The 15,375-nt window shown below is 66.0% G+C and carries 9 protein-coding genes and 1 pseudogene; 4 read left to right on the forward strand and 6 right to left on the reverse strand.

Annotated features, from left to right (window positions below; genetic code table 11):
- Window positions 1–87: 87 nt before the first annotated feature.
- The 4 genes from P1X14_RS16190 to P1X14_RS16205 all read left to right on the forward strand — a co-directional run bounded on the left by P1X14_RS16190 (window position 88) and on the right by P1X14_RS16205 (window position 6,572).
- Window positions 88–2,514 (forward strand): TonB-dependent receptor, encoded by a 2,427-nt coding sequence (locus P1X14_RS16190; protein WP_277316434.1) that lies wholly within the window; start codon window positions 88–90, stop codon window positions 2,512–2,514.
- Between the two features lie 167 nt (window positions 2,515–2,681).
- Complete coding sequence (locus P1X14_RS16195) at window positions 2,682–5,171, forward strand: TonB-dependent receptor (RefSeq protein WP_277316435.1); 2,490 nt, start codon at window positions 2,682–2,684, stop codon at window positions 5,169–5,171.
- A gap of 10 nt (window positions 5,172–5,181) precedes the next feature.
- Window positions 5,182–5,892 (forward strand): tetratricopeptide repeat protein, encoded by a 711-nt coding sequence (locus P1X14_RS16200; protein WP_277316436.1) that lies wholly within the window; start codon window positions 5,182–5,184, stop codon window positions 5,890–5,892.
- Entirely contained in the window at window positions 5,889–6,572 is a 684-nt protein-coding gene (locus tag P1X14_RS16205) for a Fe2+-dependent dioxygenase (RefSeq protein ID WP_277316437.1), read from the forward strand. The genes P1X14_RS16200 and P1X14_RS16205 overlap by 4 nt, the downstream gene beginning before the upstream one ends.
- A 120-nt stretch (window positions 6,573–6,692) precedes the next feature.
- On the opposite strand, the gene P1X14_RS16210 is transcribed toward P1X14_RS16205, so the two are convergent.
- The 6 genes and pseudogenes from P1X14_RS16210 to P1X14_RS16235 form a co-directional block, all read right to left on the reverse strand.
- Complete coding sequence (locus P1X14_RS16210; RefSeq protein WP_277316438.1) at window positions 6,693–7,571, reverse strand: FAD:protein FMN transferase; 879 nt, start codon at window positions 7,569–7,571, stop codon at window positions 6,693–6,695.
- 95 nt (window positions 7,572–7,666) lie between these two features.
- A complete protein-coding gene (locus P1X14_RS16215) occupies window positions 7,667–8,557 on the reverse strand; it encodes a DUF4198 domain-containing protein (protein ID WP_277316439.1) in 891 nt (296 codons plus the stop codon).
- Between the two features lie 15 nt (window positions 8,558–8,572).
- The gene (locus P1X14_RS16220) at window positions 8,573–9,106 is read right to left on the reverse strand and encodes a DUF2271 domain-containing protein (RefSeq protein WP_277316440.1); all 534 of its coding nucleotides are present in this window, start codon (window positions 9,104–9,106) and stop codon (window positions 8,573–8,575) included.
- Window positions 9,107–9,119: 13 nt separating this feature from the next.
- The gene (locus tag P1X14_RS16225; protein ID WP_277316441.1) at window positions 9,120–9,773 is read right to left on the reverse strand and encodes a PepSY-associated TM helix domain-containing protein; all 654 of its coding nucleotides are present in this window, start codon (window positions 9,771–9,773) and stop codon (window positions 9,120–9,122) included.
- Between the two features lie 156 nt (window positions 9,774–9,929).
- Window positions 9,930–14,546: an NAD-glutamate dehydrogenase domain-containing protein gene (locus P1X14_RS16230; protein WP_277316442.1), complete on the reverse strand. Its 4,617-nt coding sequence runs from the start codon at window positions 14,544–14,546 to the stop codon at window positions 9,930–9,932.
- Window positions 14,547–14,785: 239 nt separating this feature from the next.
- Window positions 14,786–15,375: pseudogene (locus tag P1X14_RS16235) on the reverse strand (hypothetical protein); the annotation flags it as partial.

Raw genomic sequence — 15,375 nt, forward strand, 5'->3', positions numbered from 1 at the left:
GTCGCATTAGCATTGACTCTGCGAATGACTCTCAATAGCTGACCCCGCAACGACATCCTAATCTGAGTCAAAAAAGGGGCATTCGCTTTGACCAAATCCAGTTCCGCCGCGCGTCAGGGCGCGTCGTTCCTCGCGCTCGCCTGTGTGGGCTTCATCGCGACCGCGCCGGCGGCGCATGCCTTCACCGCCGACGATCCCGTCGTGATCGCCGATGACGACGATCAGGACGCGGCGAAGCAGGACAAGGAACAGATCGTCGTCAAGGGCCAGGGCGCACAGGTGCAGGCCAGCCCCAAGGCGACCCGCACCGTGCGCGACACGCCGCAGACCGTCACTGTGCTGAACGGCGAGACGATCGAGCAGCAGAACCTGCTGACGCTGCGCGACATGCTGTCCACCGTACCGGGCATCACCTTCGGCGCGGCCGAAGGCGGCAGCCCGCCGGCGGACTCGATCAACCTGCGCGGCTATTCGGCCGGCAGCGACATCACCCAGGATGGCGTGCGCGACAGCGCGGCCTATAACCGTTCGGACTCGTTCAACCTCGAGCAGCTCGAGATCGTGAACGGCGCGAACTCGGTCAATGGCGGTTCTGGTTCGGTCGGCGGATCGATCAACATCGTGACCAAGCGCCCGCAGTCCGAGACGCGCGGTCTGGTGAGCGTCGGCGTGGGCACCGACGAATATTATCGCGGCACCGTGGACGTGAACCTGCGCGCGAGCGACCTGATCGCGGTGCGCCTGAACGCGATGGTCCATCAGAACGACGTGCCGGGCCGCGACGTGGAGAATTACAAGCGCTGGGGCGTCGCGCCGTCGCTGACGATCGGCATCGACAGCCCGACGCGGCTGACCTTCCAGTATATCCACCAGGAAGACGACAATATCCCGCAGTACGGCGTGCCATACTACCGCAACTCGGTGAACAACGGCATCGTCCCCGGCATCGATCGCAGCGACTATTTCGGCTATCGCAATGTCGACACGCAGGAGATCGTGGTCGATCAGGCCACCGTCACCTTCGAGCATGAGATCAGCGACACCGTGTCGGTGCGCAATCTGGCCCGCTGGCAGAACGTCACGCAGCTGACGATCGTCGGCCCGCCCCAGGGCACCTTCTGCCTGCCCGGCAATGTCCAGCCGACGCATGTGGCGGGATCCACCGTCGCGACCGCATGTCCGGCGACGACTCCGGTCGGCTATTATCTGATCGGCGGCCCGCGCGGCACGTTCCGCGATTCGAAGAACGAGCTGATGTACGACCAGCTCGACTTCCGCGCGGTGTTCAACACCGGTGCGGTGGAGCACACCATGGTGATCGGCGCGTCGGCGGGCTGGGAGAAATACTCGCTCGACACCGGCAGCATGTATCGCAACGCCAACACCACGACGGTGACCTATCCGCTGGTCAACTTCTCGAACCCGAACGTGGTCGTCCCCGGCCCCGCCGGCTTCACCTATGGCAGCAATGTCTATACCGGCCCGATCAACCGGACCCTGACCGGCAAGCAGCATGGCGAAGTCACCAACTACGCCTTCTACCTGTTCGACGCGATGAAGCTGGGCAAGTTCGAGCTGAACGGCGGCATCCGCTGGGAATCGAACAGCGGCAATTATCGCACCGACGCCGTGTCGCCGGCCGCCACCGCGACCGTGGCGCAGGGTCCGCTTGTGATCGGCACGCCGGTGGCGAACAGCGCGGAGCTGTTCTCCTATCGCGTCGGCCTGGTCTACAAGCCGGTCGAGACCGTCACGCTCTATGTCGCCTATGGCAACGCCAAGACGCCGTCGATCAGCGCGGTCAACGGCGCCTGCACCGCTGCGACCTGCAACGTGAAGCCGGAAAGCGCGCGGAACATCGAGATCGGCGCCAAGGCCGGGATCGGCAATGGCCGCCTGCTGCTGAGCATCGCCGCGTTCCGCAACGAGCGTGACAGCTACAAGGTGCCTTCGAACGATCCGACGATCCCCGATCAGGTGCTCGACGGTCATTCGCGGGTGGACGGCATCGCGATCAGCGCGGTGGGCAAGATCACCCGCAACTGGTCGATCACCGCCAACTACACCTATCTGAAGCCCGAGCTGATCCAGTCGGTGTCGAACTTCTGCCTCGCCAATCCGAGCACGGCCTGCGCCAACAGCGCGGCCATCCGCGATCCGGGCAAGGGCGCCGAACTGCTGGCAACGCCGAACCATTCGGGCAGCCTGTTCACCACCTATGAGTTCCCGTTCGGCCTGACGATCGGGTACAGCGCGACCTATCAGGGCAGCTTCGCGCTGAACCTGCCGGCGCTGGTGGCCGCGGGCGGATCGACGCTGACCCCGGTCTTCCGTTCGGAGGATTTCCTGGTGCACAGCGCCTATGCGAAGTTCCAGTTCACCCCGAACCTCAGCGCTCAGCTGAACGTCAAGAACTTCACCGACGAACTCTATTACACCCGCATCCGCAACAATGGCTGGGCAACCCCCGGCGATGGTCGCTCCGCGGTGCTGTCGATCAATTTCGGGTTCTGACCCGAAGGGGCGGAGCGGGCGGCCAGGGTCCCAAAACGGCAGTCCGCTCCGAAACCCGAATGTTTCTGGAAATGCGAAACACTCGCAATAGCATTGACTGTGAGAACGATTCTCAATAGCTGGCCCCGCGACAGACAATAAGATCGAGTCGAAAGGGACCCTGTATCGTGATCAAGTCCAACTCCCCGGTGCGCTCCGGCGCGTCGTACCTTGCGCTCGCCTGTGTCGGGTTCATCGCCACGGCGCCGGCACATGCGATGAATGCCGACGATCCGGTCGCGCCCGCGTCGGACGACGAGCAGGACGCCGCGAAGCAGGACAAGGACCAGATCGTCGTCAAGGGCGCCCGCAACAACGAGCAGGTCGGCCCGAAGGCCACCGCGCGCGTGGTCGATACGCCGCGTTCGGTGGTCGTGCTGCCTGAGGAAGTGATCCAGAACAGCGGATCGGCATCGCTCGCCGAGGCACTGCGCACCGTGCCGGGTATCACCTTCGGCGCGGCCGAGGGCGGCAATCCGATCGGCGACCGCCCGTTCATCCGCGGCTTCGACAGCCAGGGCAGCACCTATCTGGACGGCGTGCGCGATCCTGCGGCGCAGACCCGCGAAGTGTTCGCCACCGAGCAGGTGCAGATCGTGCGCGGTTCGGATTCGACGCTGGGCGGCCGCGGCAGCGCCGGCGGTTCGATCAACATCATCTCGAAGCTGCCGGTGCAGGGCAATTTCGTCCGCGCCACGGGCAGCGCCGGCACCGCCGACTACAAGCGCGTCACCGGCGACCTGAACGTCAACATCACCGACACGGTGGGTGTGCGCCTGACCGGCATGTGGCACGATCAGGATGTCGCGGGCCGCGACTCGATCTTCTCGCGCCGCTGGGGCGTCTCGCCCTCGATCATCGTCGGTCTGGGCACCGATACGCGGCTGACCGCATCCTATTATTACATGGAAAGCCATGAGCTTCCCGACACGGGCATCCCCTATTTCTACACGATCGGGAATGCGCCGGGCACCGGCACCATCTATTCCGAGCCGCTGATCGGCCGCGGCACGACCATCGGTGGCGTGACCGGCACGGTGGATCGCTCGACCTTCTATGGCCTTGAGAATCGCGACTATCGCGATGCGAACACGCATCAGGCGACCGTTCGGATCGAGCATGATTTCGGCGATGTGACGCTGCGCAACACCACGCGCTTTAGCCACAATTATCAGGCCTATATCCTGACCCAGCCGGACGACCAGCAGGGCAATGTGTACGGCACCAACGCCGCCGCCACCGCAACCGCGGGCGGGCTGGTGTGGCGCCGCGCCAACACCCGCTATGGCTATGTCGAGGGCCTGATCAACCAGACCGACCTGTACGGCAGCTTCGCGACCGGATCGGTGAAGCACAGCTTCTCGCTCGGCATCGAAGCCAGCTCGGAAAAGGCGCGCCGCGGCACCTTCGTGCTGGCGACCGGATCGACCGTGTCGCCGCGTTGCAATGCGACCCAGATCGCCCGTTACAACTGCACCAGCCTGTTCAATCCGAACCCGGCCGATCCGTGGGTGAACTACACCACCGACACCTCGACCACCCCTGCGGTGATCGGCAAGACGCTGCCGATCCAGGAGACCGAGAACAAGGCGAGCACGCTGTCGGCCTATGCGTTCGACTCGATCACGATCACCCCGTCGCTGATCCTCAACCTCGGCGCGCGCTTCGACCGGTTCGAATCGACCATCATCCCGGGTCAGGCGGCGACCGCGACCAGCACGTTCGAGCTGAACCGCACCGACGAGATATTCAACTGGCAGGCCGGCCTGATCTTCAAGCCGACGTCCAACACGTCGATCTATGCCAGCTATGCGACGGCAGCGACGCCGCCGAACAGCCTGATCGGCGAAGGCCAGGAAGGCAACGCGCTGGGCACCACCAACACCGCCGCGGCGCTGGCGCTGCTCGACTCGCTGAAGGTCGAGAAGACCCGCTCGTACGAAGTCGGCGTGAAGGGTGATTTCTTCAACAACCAGCTCGCCGCCGGCATCGCGGTGTTCCAGACGGATACCGAGAATGCCCGCGTGACGGGCCCGAACAACACCGTCGAGTTCATCGGCCAGCGCCGCATCCGCGGTCTGGAAGTGAACTTCAACGGCAACGTCACCCGCTGGTGGACGGTGTTCGGCGGTTACACCTATCTCGATGCCGAGATCGTCGATGGCGGCTTCACCGCGCTGACCGTGGCGGCAAACGGTGCTGCCCCGGCGACCGTGGCGCTGGTCCCTTCGGTCAATACCGGCCGTCAGGCGACCCAGACCGCGAAGCACAGCTTCACCCTGTGGGCCGAGTTCAAGCCGACCAGCCGTTTCTCGATCGGCGGCGGTGCCTTCTACACCAGCCGCGTGTTCGGCGGGTATTCGGACAACCGCACCGCGACCCAGACCACCGCGGGCGTGGTGACGGTGAACCCGGCGACCAAGGTGCTGGTGCGCACCGTGCCGGCCTATTGGCGCTTCGATCTGCGTGCCGCCTATCAGGTGAGCGACAATATCGAAGTCAGCGTGAACGTGAACAACGTGACCGACGAAGTGTATTTCAACCAGGCATACACCGCGCACTATGCGTCGATCGCGCCGGGCCGTTCGGCATTCGCCACGGTCAGCTTCAAGTATTAATGCGAGAGGGATGACCGAGTCTCTCGACCAGATCTCCCGCGAAGACATCGCCGCCCGCCTCTCCGGTTCGCCGGAGGAGCGGGCGGCTTTGATTCGCGAAGGCGCCGAAGCGGGTGTCGCCGAGGCACAGGCGGTGCTGGGCCAGATGCTGCTCGACAGCGGCGATGCTGCGACCGGGTTCGGCTGGTTCGAGAAGGCGGCGCGGCAGGGGCATCTGATGGCGCTTAACATGCTGGGGCGCTGCTACGATCTCGGCTGGGGCGTCGCCATCGACAAGGTTCGCGCGGCGGAGTGTTTCCGCATCGCCGCCGAACGCGGACTCGACTGGGCGATGTACAATTACGGCACCGCGCTGGCGCTGGGCGAGGGTTTGACCGAGGACAAGGCAGCGGCGCTCGGCTGGTTCGAAAAGGCAGCCGCGATGGGCAATGCCAAGGCGATCAACCATGTCGGCAGCTTCCATGAGGATGGCTGGGTGGTGCCGCGCGATGTGAAGAAGGCCGCCACCTTCTATGCGCGCGCAGCCGAGGGCGGCGATTTCCGCGGCGCCTTCAACCATGCGCGGATGCTGATTGCGGGCGGCGAGCGCGATGCGGCACGGCGCTGGCTTGCGCGCAGTGCGGAGACGGCCACGCCAGCCTTTATCGGCAAGGCGCGAGAATGGCTGGCGGCGAACGGCGTGGCGGAACTGGCCGAAGCGATGAAGGAACCCCGGGCATGATGATCGCGATCCCCGAATTGCTCGACGCGGAGACGGTGGTGCGGGTGCGCGCGATCATCGATGCGGCCGAATGGGTTGATGGCAATGTCACCTCGGGCCACCAGTCGGCCTTGGCGAAGAAGAACGAGCAGCTGCCCGAGAGCAGCGCGGCGGCGAAGGAAGCGGGTGCGATCGTGCTGGCGGCGCTGGGCCAGTCACCCTTGTTCTTTGCGGCGGCGTTACCGCTGAAGGTCTTCCCGCCGCTGTTCAATCGATATGGCGAGGGCCAGACCTTCGGCACCCATGTCGACAATGCGATCCGCATCCAGCGCGGGACCGATTTCCGCATCCGCAGCGATCTGTCGATCACCGTCTTTCTGGAAGATCCGGCGGCATATGATGGCGGCGAACTGGTGGTGGAGGATCATTACGGGGTGCAGCGGGTGAAGCTGCCCGCGGGGCATGCGGTACTTTATCCCTCGTCCAGCCTGCACCATGTGACGCCGATCACGCGCGGGCAGCGGGTGGCGAGCTTCTTCTGGCTGCAATCGATGATCCGCGACGACAGCGCGCGGCGGATCCTGTTCGACCTCGACCAGTCGGTACAGCGGCTGACAGGCGAACTGGGCGGGACCGATCGCAGCGTGATCGAGCTTACCGGTGTGTACCACAATCTGCTGCGCCGCTGGGCGGATGCTTGAGGCCTTCTGAGCCCCTCCCCTTCAGGGGAGGCGTTGGGGTGGGGCCGTCATCACAAGCGATGCGCTCTGCGAGGCCATTCATCCTCCACCCCAACCCCTCCTCTGAAGAGGAGGGGCTTTTCAGGCAGCCAGCATCTCCGCCAGCGCCGGTGAGGTCACCTCGCGCATCGCGCCGCCGTCCCGCACCGCCATATGCATCGCCAGTCCCTCGCGTTCCGCGACAGAAGGTGCCTGATCGCCCAGCACCGTAAGCGCGGTCGCCCAAGCATCGGCGAGCATGCATTCCGGATGGATCACCGTGACCTGGGCCACGCCATTGGCGATCGGGCCGCCGGTGCGCGGGTCGAGTGTGTGGGAATAGCGTCGGCCATCGGCGATGAAGTTGCGCTGGCCCGCGCCCGAGGTGGCGACGGCGAGGCCGTGGAGCGCGACGCGGATCGGTGCGAGACCGGGAACGGGTTCGAGATCGACCCACCAGGGCTGGCCATCGGGCTTCACCCCTTCGCCGAACAGTTCTCCGCCGACTTCGACGAGGAAATCGGCGTGGCCGGTCTCGCACAGGTGGCGGGCGATGGCGTCCACCGCATAGCCCTTGGCGATGCCAGAGAAATCGAGCGCGGCGGGGGCTGTGCGGCGGGCACGGAGCAGAGTGGGATCGTGCTCGATGCTCCCGCCGAGCGCTGCGGCGATCTCGCTTCGGGTCGGGGCGTCCGTGCGCGGGCCGGGCGGGCCGAAGCCCCACAGATCGACCAGCGCACCCATCGCCGGATCGAAGGCGCCGCCGCTGGCCGAGGCAACCGACAGTCCGGCGCCGAGCACGCGGGAGAGTTCGGGGGGTAATTGCTGCCAGTTTCCCGGTGCGGCGCGGTTGAAGCGGCACAGGTCCGATGCCGGCTCCCAATGGCTCATCTGCGCGATGATCCGGTCGAGGACGGTCAGGATTCCGGCTTTGGCGCCGGGGCCGGCATCGACGATGCGGGCGGACCAGCTTGTGCCCATGGTCTCGCCGGAAAAGGATGAGACGTCAGAATCACTGCGCCGGCGGTGGAAGGCCGCCGGCGACAATGATTTCGGTAGTGCGAGGCGCGGACCGCTCAGTTGGTCTGGACCTCGATCGTGGTCATGTAGTTGGCGCGGCGCGCCGGCGGACCCGCGGGGGCCGGAGCCGGTGCCGCACCCGCTGCCGGAGCGCCTGCACCCGGACCGCCCGGACCACCGGGGCCGCCCGGACCGCGACCGCCGCCCGGCTGGGTCACGTTGATCCAGTACATGCCGGCTTCGGGCAGGGTGAAGGTGACCTTGCCCTGCGCATCGGTCTTGAGATCGACCTGCTTCAGGTCGTGGCGATAGCGGATGCCGCCCGGGATCAGCGTCACCGTCAGGTTGGCGCTTGGCTTGCCGTCGAGCAGGAACTGGAAGGTCGCGGCTTCACCGGCGACGATGTCGTTCGGATGCGTCACCGGAACCAGCTCGATGCCCTTGCCGGTCGGCTTGAAGATCGTGTCGCTGGGCGCGCCCTGCGTCACATAGATCTCGTTGCGGCCGACATTCTCCGAGGTGCGGACATTGGTCGCGCCCGCCGGGATCGCCTGGGCGAGGTTGGCGGCGGTGGTGCCGCGCGGCAGCTGCTTGGTCTCGCCGTTCAGATCGTACGAACCGAACACGCCTTCGTTGACGATGGCGATGCGATAGGTGCCCTGCTGGGTGAGGTGCACGTCGAACGTGGCGCGGAGCTGGCCGACGCTGTGGTTCTCGACCTTGCCTTCGGTGCCGTCGGGCTGGGTGACGACCGGCTTGGCGGCGAGCGGGCGGTGATCGAAGAAGAACAGATCGTTCGACACGGCCGCATCGACCGAGATCCAGTTATCCTCGCCCGAGACGATGGTGGACGAAGGCAGCATCCACTGGCGATGGGCGACCGCGGCGGGAACCGCGATGGTGGCGACGGCGGCGATCGCGATCAGCGAAGTGCGCAGATTGAACATGGCGTAAGACCCCTTTTAGCGCTTGAGCGTGAGCGAGATGGCACCGAGTTCCTTCGAACCGCTGCCCCGGACGGAGACGGCCTTCGAGCCATCCCAGGTGAATTCGAGGCGGACCTTTTCGATGTCGCCGACTTCACGCGAAGCCTCGACCGTGACGAAATACTTGCCCGGGCTGAGCGTCGGCAGTGCGCTGCGCCCGCCCACGAAGCTGAGCTTGTGCGTGCCGGGCGCGCGGGTCGCGCTCGAGATGCCGTCGGCCGGGAACTTCATCGTGCGGCCCGATGCGCGCCACCAGGTGCGGATATCGACCAGCCACTTGGTGCCCTTGCTGCCTTCCTTGGCATCCGAATCATACCAGACGGCGAGCGTCTTGGTCGGGCCGCCTTCCTTCTGGATCCACACCGCGACATAGGGGCGGTGATATTCGGCGACGCGCAGCTGCGGGATGGTGACGCTCAGATCGAGCGTCTGGGCCGATGCCGCGCCGGGCAGCAGCGCACCCGCGCCGATCGCGGCGGCGGTTGCGATTCCGGACAGACGATACTCCATGGAACGGTTCCTCCTAGTGGATGAAGAAGATGGCGAGCGCCGCCGGAATGGCGAGGCCGGCAAAGACCAGCGGCCAGGTGCTCTTGCGGTGCTTCGAATGGAGCCACAGCAGCACGAGGCCGGTGAGCGTGAACACCATGCAGGCGATCACGAAGATATCGATGAACCACTTCCACACCGTGCCCGAATTGCGGCCCTTGTGGAGGTCGTTGAGGTACGAGATCCAGCCGCGATTGGTGGTCTCGGTGGTGACTTCGCCAGTGGCGCGATCGACCGAGATCCAGCTGTCGCCGCCCGGGCGCGGCTTGCCGAGATAGATTTCGTCGGCGGACCATTCGGCCTCGCCGGTGGCGCGGGTCTTGAGATTGGTTTCCAGCCATTTGGTGACTTCGGCCGGGAAGGGCTTCTTGGCGTCGGGCTTGTCGTCCGGCGCGATCGACGGAAGCAGGTTCTGCGGCAGCTGCGCCTTGGCTTCGCTGACGACCGGCGTCGCTTCGATCTCCGCGGCATGGTTCAGCGTGAAGCCGGTGATCGCGAACAGTAGCAGGCCGATTAGGCTGATCGCCGAGCTGACCCAGTGCCAGGTGTGCAGCTGCTTGAGCCAGAAGGCCTTGCGCCCGCGCTTCTTGGGAGCCGGCTTCGTTGCCGGTGGAGTCGGGGCGTGCATCTGGCGGAACAGGTCTCGTTTGATTCGGTGGACCGCCGATAACGCGAACGATTCGCAATTGCAATTTTTTGGGGAGAGGAAAGTGTAACGAAATGTAGCTGGCGCGATTGGATTTACGTCCGTCATCCCGGCGGGTGCCGGGATGACGGAGCGTATTTACTCCCGGCCCAGCAGCACGCGGGCCTGACCCGCGATCTGGGCCAGCATTGCCGCGTTGGGCGCGGCGGCTTGACGGGCGCGGGCGATCAGTGCGGCGAACTGGGCGACGCGGGCATGGTTTTCGGTCAGCCATGCCTCGACCGCGGCCTGGGGATCCTTGTCCTTCACGCGCGACAGGAACTCCAGGCGGAGCTGCTGGAAGTCGCGGGCGAGGCCGGCGATCAGCAGGCGCTCCCACGGATCGCCGGTGGTGATCCGCGCGGCGGTGGATTGGGCCCAGTCGAGACCCAGCGCCTGACCCAGATGGGTGAAGGCGCGGGTCAGCACGGTCTCGTCGATCTTCCGGCGTTCGCCCAGATCGGCAAGGCCGATCGCGCCGTCCAGTTCGAACAGGCGAACGACCTTGGCGACCAGATCCTTCGGCGCGCCGGCCGCTTCGAGCTTGCCCGAGATGCGGCTGGATTGCGCGCGGACCTCGTCGAGCAGCAGCGCCTTGGTCTGCTTGTCGAGGCTGTCGATGCCGGGCTTGAGCCGGGCGATGACGTCGGCGGGGTTCGATCCCGGGCGGCAGACGCGGAGCAGATCGGCGATCTGGCCGCGCACCGCGACCGCGACTTCGTCGAGCAAAGCGATGCGCGCACCTTCCGAGATCTTTGCGGTCTCGATCGCTTCCCAGATGGCGGGCAGGCCGAGCAGGCGTTCGGCGACGACGAACATCGCGGCGATATCGCGCATCGACGCGCCTTCTTCCTCGCCCAGCTCGAACGGGTGGAGCACGCCGAGGCGGTTCACCACGCGATTGGCGAGCTTGGTCGCGATGATTTCCGGACGCAGGCGATGCTCGTCGATCGCCTTGGCGAACTTCTTCTGCATCGCGGCCGGGAAGGCGGCGTGGAGATCGCTGGCCAGTTCCGGATCGCTGCCCAGATTGCCGTTCTCGATCGCGTCCTGCAGCGCGAGCTTGCAGCTGGCGAGCAGCACGGCGAGTTCGGGTCGGGTCAGGCCGCGGCCTTCCTGCGCGCGGCGGAGCAGATCGTCGTTGCTGCCGAGACCCTCGACCACGCGATCCAGCCGGCCGGCGGATTCGAGGATCTCGATCACCCGCACATAGCTGGGCAGCGAGACCGCGCCGTCATTCTCCATGAAGGAGAGCGCCAGCGTCTGAAGGCGGTTATCCTCCAGCACCAGATGGGCGACATCGTCGGTCATCGATGCCAGCAAGACATTGCGATCGTCGAAGTCGAGACGGCCCTCGATCACTTCGCGGTTGAGCGCGATCTTGATGTTGACCTCGTTATCCGAGCAATCGACGCCGGCCGAATTGTCGATGAAGTCGGTGTTGATCCGCCCGCCATGCGAAGCGAAGGCGATGCGCGCGGCCTGTGTGACGCCGAGGTTGGCGCCTTCGCCGATCACCTTGGCACGGACTTCCTCGGCATTGACGCGCAGGCGGTCGTTGCCCGGATCGCGGGCATCGAGATGGCTCTCTGCCGCGGCCTTGATGTAGGTGCCGATGCCGCCGAACCACAGCAGATCGACCTGCGCCTTCAGGATCAGGTTGATCAGGCTGGTCGGGTCGATCTCGTCGGCAGCGATGCCCAGCATCTCCTTCACCTGCGGGGTGAGCTTGATGCTTTTTTCGGTGCGGGCATAGACGCCGCCGCCCTTCGAGATGAGCGACGGATTATAGTCCGCCCAGCTCGACCGCGGCAGCGCGAACATGCGCGCGCGTTCGTCCCAGCTCTTGGACGGATCGGGATCGGGATCGAGGAAGATGTGGCGATGGTCGTAAGCGGCGACCAGCTTGATAGCCTTGGACAGCAGCATGCCGTTGCCGAACACGTCGCCCGACATGTCGCCACAGCCCGCGACGCGGACCGGCTCCGACTGTACGTCCACGCCCATTTCGAGGAAGTGGCGCTGGACCGAGACCCAGCCGCCCTTGGCGGTGATGCCCATCGCCTTGTGGTCGTAGCCATGGCTGCCGCCCGAGGCGAACGCGTCGCCCAGCCAGAAGCCCTTGTCGACCGCGATGGCGTTGGCCACGTCGGAGAAGGTTGCGGTGCCCTTGTCGGCGGCGACCACGAAATAGGGGTCTTCGCCGTCGAGGATCGCCACGCCCTGCGGATGGACGATCTTGCCCTTCACGATGTTGTCGGTGATCGACAGCAGGGTGCGGATGAAGATGCGATAGCTCTCGGTACCTTCGGCGAACCACGCGTCGCGGTCCACGGCAGGCGAGGGGAGCTGCTTGGGATAGAAACCGCCCTTCGCGCCGGTGGGCACGATCACCGCGTTCTTCACGCGCTGCGCCTTCATCAGATCGAGGATCTCGCTGCGGAAATCGTCGCGCCGGTCGGACCAGCGCAGGCCGCCGCGCGCGACCGGACCGGCGCGCAGATGGATGCCCTCGACGCGCGGGCTGTACACCCAGATCTCGCGCCACGGCAGCGGGCGGGGCAGGCCCGGAACCTTCGAGGAATCGAACTTGAACGCCAGCGCTTCCTTGGCCGCGGGGGCATAGGCGTTGGTGCGCAGCGTCGCGAGGATCACGCCGCGGATCGCGCGCAGAATGCGGTCGTCGTCGATGGCCGAGACGGCGTCCAGACCGGTGTCGATCGCAGCCGCAGCGGCTTCGATCGCGCCTTCCTGCTTGGCCGAACGCGCCGGATTGTGTGCGGCGTCGAACCGTTCGATCAGCGATGCGGCAACGGCGGGTGCGCGGCGCAGGGCGTCGACCACGGTCGCCATGCCATAGTTCATGCCGGTCTGGCGCAGATAGCGGAACCAGGCGCGGAACAGCACGACCGCTTCCGGCTTCATGCCGGTCTCGACGATCAGCCGGTTGAACGTGTCGTTCTCGGCCGATCCTTCGAGCACCGCGGCGATGGCGTCCTCGACCAGTGCCGGATCGCTTGCCAGCACCGGCGAGGGAACCGTCAGCGCGACTTCGAAGTCATGGATGAAGATGCCGTGATCGCCAGTCAGCTCGGTCGGCACTTCCTCGATCACGCGGAAGCCGAAATTCTCGAACACCGGCACCGCATCGGACAGCGCCAGCGCGCCGCCCTGGGCATAGAGCTTGATGCGATAGTCGTGCGGCTTGCCCGGGATCGGGCAGATGCGGACCGAGCGATCGGCCGACGACTTCAGCGTGGCGATGCGTGCAATGTCGCGCGCCGCTTCATCGGCGGTGCCGGTCGCGCGATAGGCGGCGGGGAAGGCCGCGGCATAGCGAAGCGCGAGGCGGGTCGATCCGCTGTCGCCCTGTTCGACCAAAGCCGCCTCGACCGCGGGCACCCAGCCACGCATCATCTTTTCGAGCCGGTCGTCCAGCGCCGCCGTGTCGGGCACGGTGCCGCCGGCGCGCAGATCGAGCGTGTAGCGCAGCAGCGCGACCACGCCGTCTTCCAGCGCGATCGACCAGCTGATCAGGCGCGCGTTCGATGCCTCGGCCAGCATTTCGCCGATGGCGTTGCGGCGGCCGGTCGACACTTCGTCGCGCGGCACCCAGACGAACGCGAACAGATGGCGCTTGAGCGGGCTGGGGACCAGCACCAGCTTGGCACGCGGCCGGTCCGCGACCGACATCGAGGTGAGGACCAGCTTTTCGAGCGAATCGGTGTCGAACGCGGTGGTCAGGTCGTGCGGCAGCGCGGTCAGCGCATGCGCCATCGCCTTGCCGGTATGGCCCTTGGGATTGAAGCCGAACTTCTGTTCCAGCGCCTTGAGCCGCGCGCGCAGCAGCGGCACTTCCTCGGGCAGCGAGAACAGGGCGGCGCTGGTCCACAGGCCCGCATGGATCGAGAGACCCGTGACTTCGGCACCGGTCAGGATCGGCAGCACGACGATGTCGAGCGGCACGCGGCGATGCACGGTCGAGATGCAGTTGGACTTGAGCAGCAGCGGCGCTTCGCCACCCTGCTGGAAGTATCGGACCGCGGCTTCGCGCGACGGCTGGGCGAGGATCGGCGCGGTCTGTTCGTAGCGGACGATGCCCAGCTCTTCGCTGGTGGTGCCATCGGTGCGCCACTTCTCGTGCGCCAGCAGCGTCATCGCCCCGCCCTGGAACCAGCGCAGCAGCGCCTCGCCTTCGGGAGTGGGCAAATGCGCGGCATCCGCGCCCATGGCCGATTGCAGCGCGCGCCAGTCCTCGACCGCGGCGCGGACCTGCTCGAGCGTACGTTCCAGTTCCGCCACGATCGCGCGGCGCGACTTGGCGTCGGCGCGCTCGACCTCGACATAGACCATCGATTCGGGGCGGCCCTCTCCGATCTCGGTCAGTTCGCCCTTGGCGTCGCGGGTGACCTTGATGACCGGGTGCAGGATGCGATGGATCTGGATGTCGTGTGCGGCGAGCGCACCCGAGATCGAGTCCACGAGGAAGGGCATGTCATCGTTGATGACCGCCAGCCGCATGCGGCGGCCCTCATCCTCATAAGTCTCCAGCGCGATCTTCGCAGTTGCGGGCGGGCGCTCGGCCGCGGCGTCCGCGACGAAGCTTGCGGCTCCGGTGCGGTCATCCTCTCCAAATCCCTCGAGTTCGCCCGGCAATGCTCCTTCGAGCAGCCGGGCTTCGAACGCTTGTTTCAGCGCGCTGGTGATCTTCGGCATGCGCGCTCCTATGCGCCTGCCGGATGACCTTCTCAAGACTTGCTGCGCAATAAAGTAACAATCGAAACCAAATTGCGCTGACAGCGGTGGAAGGGCTAATTTTCGGTCGTCTTTGTGGTTTCAGCGAAGCTGAAACGAAGCGGCGCCGGCCCGCTCCCCCACCCGGCCACCCATAGAATATACTTCCGTTGGGTGGCCGGGTGGGGGAGCGGGCCGGTGCCGAACAGCAAAGAAGCTCGTTACGCGGCTGCTTTTCGTACTGCGCGTTCGGTCAGCGCTGCATCACCGGCCAGGCTGGCGACGATATCGAGGCCCTCGGCACCCTTGCGGGCGAGCAGGACGACGAATTCGCCGTCGGCTTCGATATCGACATGGCCGAGCGACGGACGCTCGCGAAGTTCTTCCGCGGCGCGGGCATAGACGTCAACCGGCGAGGTGGCCGGGCGGCGATGCGCGCGTTCGGCCTTCACCACACCCTTGATCCCGCCCTCGGCGGTTTCGAGGAAGGCGTCGAGCGCACCCTGCGGCACGTCGCAACGCTTGGCATGGGTCAGCACCGCGGCGAATTCGGTAAGGCGGGTCTTGTCGTAATCCACGCCGAAGATCAGCTTCACGCACGGCGTCATCGGCGCGCGGGCCTGAGCAACGAGGCCGGCCTGGGTCAGCAGCGAGGTGTAGCCATCTTCGTCCGCTTCGGCGGCGATCGCGAAATCATAGGCGCGGGCAAGCGCGCGATAGAGCGCCGAGCGGCTGCGCGTGTCCGACGCGCGGGCGGCGGCGGCGGTCTCGCGGGCGAGCATCAGCCGGTCGCCAAGGCTCGACACCGCGG

It is taken from the genome of Sphingomonas sp. AOB5, from assembly GCF_029433115.1.
In the GTDB taxonomy this organism is placed as follows: Bacteria; Pseudomonadota; Alphaproteobacteria; order Sphingomonadales; family Sphingomonadaceae; genus Sphingomonas.

What these genes read in the sequence shown, in the direction of transcription:
- P1X14_RS16230 (WP_277316442.1), bottom strand. Translation starts at nt 14,546, where the DNA reads ATGCCGAAGATCACCAGCGCGCTGAAACAAGCGTTCGAAGCCCGGCTG.
- P1X14_RS16210 (WP_277316438.1), bottom strand. Translation starts at nt 7,571, where the DNA reads ATGGGCACAAGCTGGTCCGCCCGCATCGTCGATGCCGGCCCCGGCGCC.
- P1X14_RS16220 (WP_277316440.1), bottom strand. Translation starts at nt 9,106, where the DNA reads ATGGAGTATCGTCTGTCCGGAATCGCAACCGCCGCCGCGATCGGCGCG.
- P1X14_RS16225 (WP_277316441.1), bottom strand. Translation starts at nt 9,773, where the DNA reads ATGCACGCCCCGACTCCACCGGCAACGAAGCCGGCTCCCAAGAAGCGC.
- P1X14_RS16215 (WP_277316439.1), bottom strand. Translation starts at nt 8,557, where the DNA reads ATGTTCAATCTGCGCACTTCGCTGATCGCGATCGCCGCCGTCGCCACC.
- P1X14_RS16200 (WP_277316436.1), top strand. Translation starts at nt 5,182, where the DNA reads ATGACCGAGTCTCTCGACCAGATCTCCCGCGAAGACATCGCCGCCCGC.
- P1X14_RS16205 (WP_277316437.1), top strand. Translation starts at nt 5,889, where the DNA reads ATGATGATCGCGATCCCCGAATTGCTCGACGCGGAGACGGTGGTGCGG.